The sequence below is a fragment of the Variovorax sp. MPBD4-3 genome, assembly GCF_058809745.1.
This window is the reverse complement of sequence record NZ_JBXASW010000067.1, coordinates 23,531-31,377: the sequence shown is the minus strand read 5'-3', so window position 1 is coordinate 31,377 and position 7,847 is coordinate 23,531. Positions and strand designations below refer to the sequence as shown.

Below are 7,847 nucleotides of genomic sequence, written 5' to 3'. Positions count from 1 at the left end.
GGGTGCTCCCCGCAGCGAAATAAAGGAGGAGGCCGCAGGCCGGGGGACATTCGCGGAGGGGAGCACCCGGTGGCCTGGGCACGCACCCCGAACAACGAACAGCGAACTAACGCCGCGGCTCCACCACAGGAAACATGGGCTCGAAGGTATCGAGCATCGACATCAGCTCAGCCAGCTTGGCCCGGTCGCCTTCGATCTTCACCTTCCCGGTCAACACGGCAGCCGGAAAGCTCGTCTCCTTCAGCGTCACCGCATCGAGCGTGGCCCGGCTCAACGTCACCGTGGCGTCGGCCCCCGGCTGCTGCCCCGCGATGTGCGTCAAAGCAGAGTTCTCCAGCGTCAACACGAACTGCTGGTTCGAATCGGTGAAGTTCCAGTTGATGACCAGCTTCTTGCCCTCCGCCTTGGCCGCGTCGAGCCGCACACCCAGGAAATCGAAGAACAGGTCGTTGCTCACCGCCTTGAGCGTGTCAGCGTTCGCGCTGCTGCCGATCGAAATCTTCGGTACGCCATTGCGCAGCTCCATCGCGCCCACCAGGTAGGCGCTGCGCCAGGTGCCGGCCTCCGACTGATAGCCCAGCTGCTCCAGCGCATCGGCGCCCAGTTCGCGGGCCGCGCGGTTCGACGGGTCCGCGTACACCACCTGGTTCATCGCGCTGGCCACCCAGCGGAACTCGCCCTTGCGGAAATCGTCGCGCGCACGCGCGATCACCGCGTCGGCGCCGCCCATGTACTCGAGCGTCTTCTTCGCATACGCCACCGGCGGCAGCGGATCCAGGTTGGCGGGGTTGGCGTCGTACCAGCCCAGGTACTTCTGGTAGACCGCCTTGGCGTTGTGGCGCAGCGTGCCGTAGTAGCCGCGCGCCGACCACTCCTGCGACAGGCTCGCGGGCATGCGCAGCGTCTCGGCGATGTCGGCCGCGGCGTAGCCCTGGTTCAGCAGGCGCAGCGACTGGTCGTTGATGAACTTGTACATGTCGCGCTGCTTCTTCAGCAGGTCGACGATGCGGTCCTGCCCGAAGGTGGGCCAATGGTGCTGCGCGATCAGCACGTCGGCCTTGCCGCCGAAGGCCACGCGCGCCTCGTCGATGTACTTCGACCACAGGTTGCCGTCGCGCACCTCGGCGCCGCGGATCGTGTACAGGTTGTGCATGTTGTGCGTCACGTCTTCCGCCATGTTCAGCACGCGAAACTGCGGCAGGTACATGAGCATTTCCGAAGGCGCCTCGGAGCCCGGCACCAGGTGGAACACGAACTGCACGCCGTCGATGGTGCGCGCCTCGGTCGGCTTGTCGATGCTGGCCGTGGGCGCAATCAGCGTCACCGTGCCGCGCGCCAGCGCCTTGCCCAGGCCCGTGTCGACCTGCCCGCGCACGCCCGGCGGCAGCAGCGAGCCGAACTGGTACTGCGAGCGCCGGCTCATCGCGTTGCCCGCGAGGATGTTCTCGGCCACCGCGGTTTCCATGAACCCGGCGGGCGCCAGCACCTGCACCTTGCCGGCGGCCACGTCGGCCTCGGTGGTCACGCCCTTCACGCCGCCGAAGTGGTCGGCATGGCCGTGCGAATAGATCACCGTGCCCACCGGCTTCATCGGCCGGTGCTGGTAGTACAGGTCGAGCGCGGCGCGCGCGGTCTCGGCGGTCAGCAGCGGGTCGATGACGATCAGCGAGCTGTCGCCTTCGACGATGGTCATGTTCGCCAGGTCGAAGCCGCGCACCTGGTAGACCCGGTCCGTCACCTGGAACAGCCCGTGCATGGCGTTCAGCTGCGCCTGCCGCCACAGGCTGGGGTTGACGGTGTCCGCGGGCGCGTCGGCCTTGAGGAAGTCGTAGGGCTTCATGCTCCACGCCGGGCGCGGGCCGGCGCCGGGCACCAGCGCGTCGGGCACGGTGGCGATGAAGCCGCGCATGGCGTCTTCGAAGTCGCGGCGATCGGCGAAGGGCAGCGTCTTCGCCATGTCGGCGTTGGCCTGCAGCGTGGAAGGCTCGGGCGGCTTGGGGGCCGTCTGCGCGGAAACCGGCGGGGCACCCAGCATGCAGGCCAGCGCGACGAACCCGGCTGTACGGGAGAGGGAGGAAATCATGGCGCGATTCTCCGAACCGCTGAAAGCATTGGCAAATGCAAAATATGAGGTCTGATCTTCAGGAATTTGCAAAATGCAGCTGCGCCAGCTCCAGCATCTCGTCGCCCTCGCGGACCAGGGCAGCTTCGGCCGTGCGGCCCAGGCCGTGCACCTGTCGCAGCCCGCGCTCTCGCGCAGCATCGACACTCTTGAAGAAGGCCTGCAGGCCCGCCTGATCGACCGCGCCTACGGCACCGTGCGCTTCACCCAGGCCGGCGAGCTGGTGCTGGCCCGCGCCCGCGAGCTGCTGGCCGATGCCGCGCAGATCGAGCGCGACGTGCTGCAGCTCGAAGGCCTGGCCATCGGCAGCCTCGCGGTGGGCCTCGGGCCGTTCGCGGCCGGCACGCTGGGGCGCATGGCCCTGTCGCTCATGGCCCAGCGCCATCCGCAACTGCTGATGCGCATGGAAGTGGCCGACACCGCCAGCCTGTGCGAGCGCCTGCATCGTCGACAGCTCGACCTGTTCATCGCCGACACGCGCGACCTGAACAAGCAGCCCGGCCTGAAGCTGGCGCGGCTGCCCGACGTGCCGGTGTCGTTCTTCGTGCGGCCGAAGCATCCGCTGCTCAGGCTGAAGCAGGTCACGCTCGAGAGCCTCATGGACTACCCCGTGGCCGGCCCGCAGTTGCCGGCCGAGGTGGCGTCGCAGTTCGACCGGCAGGCCAGGCGCGGCAAAAGCGTCACAGGCGGTAAGGGCGTCAAGGGCGGCGACCGCAGCCTGTTCAACGTGAGTTGCGACGACGCGGGCACGCTGCGGCACCTGGCGCTCACGGCCAACGCTGCCATCCTTGCGCCGCTGGCGCCCGCGCCGGGGCACGAAACCGGCGCGCTGGTGCCGCTGCCGGTGGCCGGCCTCACGGGCATGCAAACGCATTACAGCCTCGTGACGCTCGCAGGGCGTACCCTCTCGCCTGCGGCCACCGCCTATTCCCGGTTGGTGACCGAGTTGATGAGCCCCGCCAAGCAGCCCCCGGGTCGCTGAGCCAAAATGGCCTTCTGCCCTCCAAGCCCTCGCAGCCTTTTTCAGTGACCACTCTCCGCCGGGCCCAGCCGCCCTCCTTTTCTCCCGACGAGTTTCGTGAAGCGCTCGGCATGTTCGCCACCGGCGTCACCATCGTCACCGCCCGGGCGGCCGACGGCACGCTGGTCGGCCTCACGGCCAACTCCTTCAATTCCGTCTCGCTCGCGCCGCCGCTGGTGCTGTGGAGCCTGGCGCGCGCGGCCGGATCGATGCCCGCGCTCAGCGCCGGTTCGCACTACACCGTCAACATCCTGGCGGCCAGCCAGAAGGCGCTGGCCGAACGCTTCGCCACCAAGAACATCGACCGCTGGGCCGACGTGGCCTTCACCGAAGGCCTGGGCGGTGCGCCCGTGCTGGCCGGCGCCGCCGCGAGCTTCGAGTGCTTCAACCGCAGCCGCTACGACGAAGGCGACCATGTGATCTTCGTCGGCGAAGTGGAGCGCTGCACGCACGACATCGGCGCCTCGCCGCTGCTGTTCCACGGCGGGCGCTTCTACACGGAACACCCCTTGTGACCCTGCGCCCTGCGCTGATGGCCGTCCTGCTGCTCGCAGCGCAGGCCGGCATGGCGCAGGAAGCGGGCGGGCCGCTCAAGCAGAACTGGTTCGACGACCCGTTCTTCCAGGTGTCGGCGGGCCTGCCGGCCTGCCCAATGCCCGAGGGGCCGTTCTATACCGCCGAAGAACGCCGCGTGCAAACCCATTCGCGGCTGGAACGCGGCACCAGCTGCTGGCTGGCCGGCAAGTGCACCGACAGCAACGCCTACCGCTACGACAAGCCGCTGGCGCCCAAGGTGCGCGCCGCGCTGCGGGCGGTGCCCGGCGTGGACAAGGGCAGCGTGTGGGTGATGATCCAGCGGCGCTGGGTGTACCTGCAGGGCTGCGTGCCCAACGCCGCGCTGGCAAAAAGACTGGAGCGCACCGCCCGCGCCCTGCCCGACGTCGAGGCCGTGGTGCCCGACCTGATGGTGGGCACGCGCGGCAAGCCGCCCTACCCGCTGGCCGCGCAGTGACAGGCCCGGGGCGCTAGAGCGCCGACTCGTGCCAGTGCCGCAACAGCAGCCGGCCGATGGCGCTCACCGCCAGGAAGAACACGAAGCCCAGCAGCGTCGCCGCGATCACCTCGGCGAACAGCAGCGCGGTGTACATGCGCCCCTGCGCGAACACGATCTGCACGCCCAGGCCGCCTTCGGCATTGCCGGAGCCGATGATGAACTCGCCCACGATGGCGCCGATCACCGACAGCCCCGCCGAGATGCGCAGCCCCGCGAAGATGTGCGGCAGCGCGCCCGGCAGCCGCAGTTTCCAGAACGACACCAGCCCGCCCGCGCGGTGCAGCGCGAACAGCTCCGCCAGGTTGCGCGAGGTGGAGCGCAGGCCCAGCATCGTGTTGTTGATGATCGGGAACAGCGACATGATGAAGCTCACGATCACCACCGACAGCTCGTTGTAGCCGAACCAGAGCACGATCAGCGGCGCGATCGCCACCACCGGCACGGTCTGCAGCAGCACCGCATACGGATACAGGCTGCGCTCCAGCAGCCGCGACTGCGCCAGCACGGCCGCCCCCGCGATGCCGAGCACGATGGCCATTGCGTAGCCCAGCAGCGCCTCCTTCAGCGTCGACAGCGTGGCGCCGATCAGCACGCCGGCGTTCTCCGCCGTGGCGGCCGCCACTTCCTGCGGCGACGGCAGCAGGTAGCCCTTGCCCTGGTAGACGGTGGCGCTCAGCAGCCACCAGAGGCCGATGGCCAGCAGCGCGACCACCAGCACCGGGGCGGCGTTGCGCGCGAAGGCTGCGGCGGGGGAAGAAATGGATCCTTGCGTCATCGCCGTCTCCTCACGCCACCGCCTGTGCGCGATGCTGCGCGCGCAGCACCGCCGTCACCTGCCCGGTCAGCGCCGCGAAGCCCGCGCTGGCGCGCAGCTCCGGCGCGCGCGGGAATTCGAAAGGCACGTCGATCACGTCGAGGATGCGCCCCGGCCGCGGCGACATCACCACCACCCGGTTCGACAGGTACACCGCCTCGTGCACGTTGTGCGTCACCAGCACGCCGGTGAAGCCGGCCTGGCGCCACAGCGACGACAGCTCTTCCTGCAGCACGTCGCGCGTGAGTTCGTCGACCGCCGCCAGCGGCTCGTCCAGCAGCAGCAGCCCCGGCCGCAAGGCCAGCGCGCGCGCCAACGACAGCCGCATGCGCATGCCGCCCGAAAGCTGGTGCGGGTACGACTTCTCGAAGCCGGCGAGCCCCACCAGCTTCAGCGCCTCGGCCGCGCGGGGCCGGTAGCTGGCCGGCGCGTGGCCTTCGAGCTCCATCAGCAGCTGCGCGTTGCGCTCAACCGTGCGCCAGGGCAGCAGCGCGGCTTCCTGGAACACGAAGGCGGTCTCCATGCCTTCGGGCCGGGTGCAGCGCCCGGTGCTCGGCTCCACGAGCCCCGCCATGATGCGCAGCAGGGTCGACTTGCCGCAGCCCGAAGGCCCGACGATGGAGACGAACTCGCCCGGGCGCAGCGCGAAGTCGACCGTGTCCAGCGCCAGCAACCCGCCATCCTTGCGCGTGTCGAAACGCTTCGACACGCCCTCCAGCCCGACGGCCGCGCCGCTCATGGGGCGCAGCCCGGCACCAGCGTGCGGTCGTAGCCCTGCTTCGCGTCGAAGTTCGCCGGCAGGAAATTCACGCTGCGCAGCTGGCCCGCCAGCTCGTTCCAGCGCGCGTCGCTCATGCAGCCGATGCGGCCCAGGTCGTGGGAGATCAGCGTCTCGATCATTTCCTTGTTGGCCGCGTCGTAGATCTCGGGCGTCATCTGCTTGTTCATGCCGGTGATCAGCGGCTTGAGTCCCTGCGGGTTGCGCACGTAGTTGGCCCAGCCCTTCTGCACTGCCGCGATGGTGGCCTTCACCAGCGCGGGGTTCTTGCGGATCATGTCGTCGGTGGTGAAGAGCACGTCGTACGGCCGGTAGCCCAGCGACGCCAGCGTGATCTGCTGCACCTGCACGCCGGCCGCGGCCATGCGCGCGGGCAGGAAGAGCGAGTAGCCCTGCTGCACCATCTTCGGGTCGTTGCGGAACAGGCTGAGGTCGCCGCTCACCGGGATCTCGCGCGTGCCGGCGAGCTTGTACTGCTTCTTCGTCCACTCCCAGTAGGCGTTGCCGAGGTTCACCGCAAAGGTGCGGCCCTGCAGGTCGGTGATGGACTTCACCGCCGGGTCGGCGTGATAGACCAGCGTGTAGGGCACATAGTCGAGGTGCGCGAACACCGCGCGCACCGGCGCGCCGCGCAGGCGGGCCAGCAGCACGTCGTCGGCGTTGCCGATGCCGAACTCGGCCTGGCCCGAGGCCACCTGCGGAATGGTCTGGATCTTCGGGCCGCCCTGCAGCACGCTGATCTCGATGCCGGCCTCCTTGCCGAGCTTGTCCTGCTGGGCCTGCCAGTAGCCGGCCTGGTCGGGCTGGGCGAACCAGTTGCTGAGGATGCGCACCGGCTTGGGTGCATCCGCGGCCTGTGCGGAAAGAGGCAGCACCGCCGCCAGCGCCAGCGCCAGCGGGATTGCGATACGAAGGGCGGAAGAAATCATGATGCGGACACCTTGAGCCAGGGAAGTTGCGCCGCCGTGTAGCGGAAGGTCTGGAACACGCTGTTCTGCCGGCCGGGCACGTATTTGCGCGCGGCTTCGTCGGGGTATTCGGCGAACCAGGGAATCACGTACTCCCACACCACCTCGCCGGCCGGCGTGACCTCGAACAGGCGCCCGGTGGCCGACTCGGTGACGTGCGTGTTGCCGTTGGGCAGACGCTGCGCGCTGCCCATGTAGGCGGTGTAGAACGCGTTGACCAGTTCGTCCGCGTACTGCCACACGACCTCGTTGGAGGCCGGGTCGATTTCGAGAACGCGGGAGAACGCCACATGCTTGCCGGTGCGGAAGTTGCCGTTGTCGAAAGCAAGAATGTTGCCGTTGTCCAGCGCGACCGGCGCATGCTGGTGCGACAGCACCGACGGCGGAATGTGCAGCTTCACGCCGCCCGTGGCGCGGTCGACGCCCACGATGCCCGAGGTGGTGCGCAGGCTCATGAGCACCAGCCCCTCGCGCGTCACGTCCAGGCCGTTCACCAGCGGCCAGTGGGTGCGGCCGAAGCCGGGGTGGATGGGGAAGTCTTCCGGCTTCAGGTGCTCCCAGGCCTTCCATTCCCACACCAGCTTGCCGTCGCGGTCGACCTCGCGGATCACGTCGCCGTACATCGTCTCGTCGGGGCCGTGCGCCGTGCCGCCGGGCACGCGCTCGGCAAAGCCGGGCGGCACGGGCGCGCAGCCTGCGTACAGCAGGTGGCCGTTGGCCAGCCAGCGGGCGTCGTGGTGGTGCGTCGGATCCTGGTAGCGCCAGACGATCTCGCCCGCGGGCGTGGCCTCGTAGAAATCGCCGCCGTGCCACAGCGACCAGGCGCCGTAGATCTCGGGCGAATCGGCGTGGTTGCCGTTGTAGCCAAGGTTGCCGTTGGGCAGGATCACGGCCGCGCGGCCCGGGCGCACCGGCATCTTCCACTGGTGCGCGACGCGGCCCTCGATGTCGATCAGGTAGACGTTGCCGTCGTCGGTCTGCGGCGCGATCAGGGTGTAGCCGCCGGCGCTGAGCGCCGGGTCGTGGGCGATCAGGCCGACGCCGCGGCGGCGCTGGGTGATCTGGTCTACGGTGGTGGTGGGCACGGAAC

At 69.1% G+C, this 7,847-nt stretch carries 8 protein-coding genes; 3 read left to right on the top strand and 5 right to left on the bottom strand.

All coding sequences use genetic code 11. The annotated features are described in order from the left end of the window. Nucleotides 1–106 precede the first annotated feature (106 nt). Nucleotides 107–2,083 (bottom strand): alkyl/aryl-sulfatase, encoded by a 1,977-nt coding sequence (locus AC1RVW_RS26575; RefSeq protein ID WP_493203591.1) that lies wholly within the window; start codon nucleotides 2,081–2,083, stop codon nucleotides 107–109. Nucleotides 2,084–2,156: 73 nt separating this feature from the next. On the opposite strand from AC1RVW_RS26575, the gene AC1RVW_RS26570 reads away from it, so the two are divergent. Genes AC1RVW_RS26570 through AC1RVW_RS26560 form a run of 3 tightly spaced genes read left to right on the top strand, consistent with a single transcriptional unit; the run spans nucleotide 2,157 to nucleotide 4,155 of the window. Further along, entirely contained in the window at nucleotides 2,157–3,104 is a 948-nt protein-coding gene (locus tag AC1RVW_RS26570; RefSeq protein WP_493203589.1) for a LysR family transcriptional regulator, read from the top strand. Nucleotides 3,105–3,148: 44 nt separating this feature from the next. Then, nucleotides 3,149–3,658, top strand: a complete 510-nt coding sequence (locus AC1RVW_RS26565; protein WP_081267374.1) for a flavin reductase family protein — start codon at nucleotides 3,149–3,151, stop codon at nucleotides 3,656–3,658. Next, on the top strand, nucleotides 3,655–4,155 hold the full coding sequence (locus AC1RVW_RS26560; RefSeq protein WP_285415007.1) for a BON domain-containing protein: 501 nt from the start codon (nucleotides 3,655–3,657) through the stop codon (nucleotides 4,153–4,155). The genes AC1RVW_RS26565 and AC1RVW_RS26560 overlap by 4 nt, the downstream gene beginning before the upstream one ends. A 13-nt stretch (nucleotides 4,156–4,168) precedes the next feature. On the opposite strand, the gene AC1RVW_RS26555 is transcribed toward AC1RVW_RS26560, so the two are convergent. The 4 genes from AC1RVW_RS26555 to AC1RVW_RS26540 are packed head-to-tail and all read right to left on the bottom strand — an operon-like array spanning nucleotide 4,169 to nucleotide 7,842. Continuing rightward, nucleotides 4,169–4,972, bottom strand: coding sequence for an ABC transporter permease (locus AC1RVW_RS26555; RefSeq protein WP_493203586.1), 804 nt, complete (start codon nucleotides 4,970–4,972; stop codon nucleotides 4,169–4,171). Between the two features lie 10 nt (nucleotides 4,973–4,982). Continuing rightward, a complete protein-coding gene (locus tag AC1RVW_RS26550; RefSeq protein WP_081267369.1) occupies nucleotides 4,983–5,750 on the bottom strand; it encodes an ABC transporter ATP-binding protein in 768 nt (255 codons plus the stop codon). Further along, on the bottom strand, nucleotides 5,747–6,718 hold the full coding sequence (locus tag AC1RVW_RS26545; protein WP_493203584.1) for an ABC transporter substrate-binding protein: 972 nt from the start codon (nucleotides 6,716–6,718) through the stop codon (nucleotides 5,747–5,749). The genes AC1RVW_RS26550 and AC1RVW_RS26545 overlap by 4 nt, the downstream gene beginning before the upstream one ends. After that, nucleotides 6,715–7,842: an aryl-sulfate sulfotransferase gene (locus AC1RVW_RS26540; protein WP_234382168.1), complete on the bottom strand. Its 1,128-nt coding sequence runs from the start codon at nucleotides 7,840–7,842 to the stop codon at nucleotides 6,715–6,717. Before AC1RVW_RS26540 ends, AC1RVW_RS26545 begins: the two co-directional genes overlap by 4 nt. Nucleotides 7,843–7,847: the final 5 nt, after the last annotated feature.

Excerpts from the sequence above, each read along its gene's own strand:
- AC1RVW_RS26575 (WP_493203591.1), bottom strand. The coding sequence starts at position 2,083 with ATGATTTCCTCCCTCTCCCGTACAGCCGGGTTCGTCGCGCTGGCCTGC.
- AC1RVW_RS26570 (WP_493203589.1), top strand. The coding sequence starts at position 2,157 with ATGCAGCTGCGCCAGCTCCAGCATCTCGTCGCCCTCGCGGACCAGGGC.
- AC1RVW_RS26555 (WP_493203586.1), bottom strand. The coding sequence starts at position 4,972 with ATGACGCAAGGATCCATTTCTTCCCCCGCCGCAGCCTTCGCGCGCAAC.
- AC1RVW_RS26550 (WP_081267369.1), bottom strand. The coding sequence starts at position 5,750 with ATGAGCGGCGCGGCCGTCGGGCTGGAGGGCGTGTCGAAGCGTTTCGAC.
- AC1RVW_RS26545 (WP_493203584.1), bottom strand. The coding sequence starts at position 6,718 with ATGATTTCTTCCGCCCTTCGTATCGCAATCCCGCTGGCGCTGGCGCTG.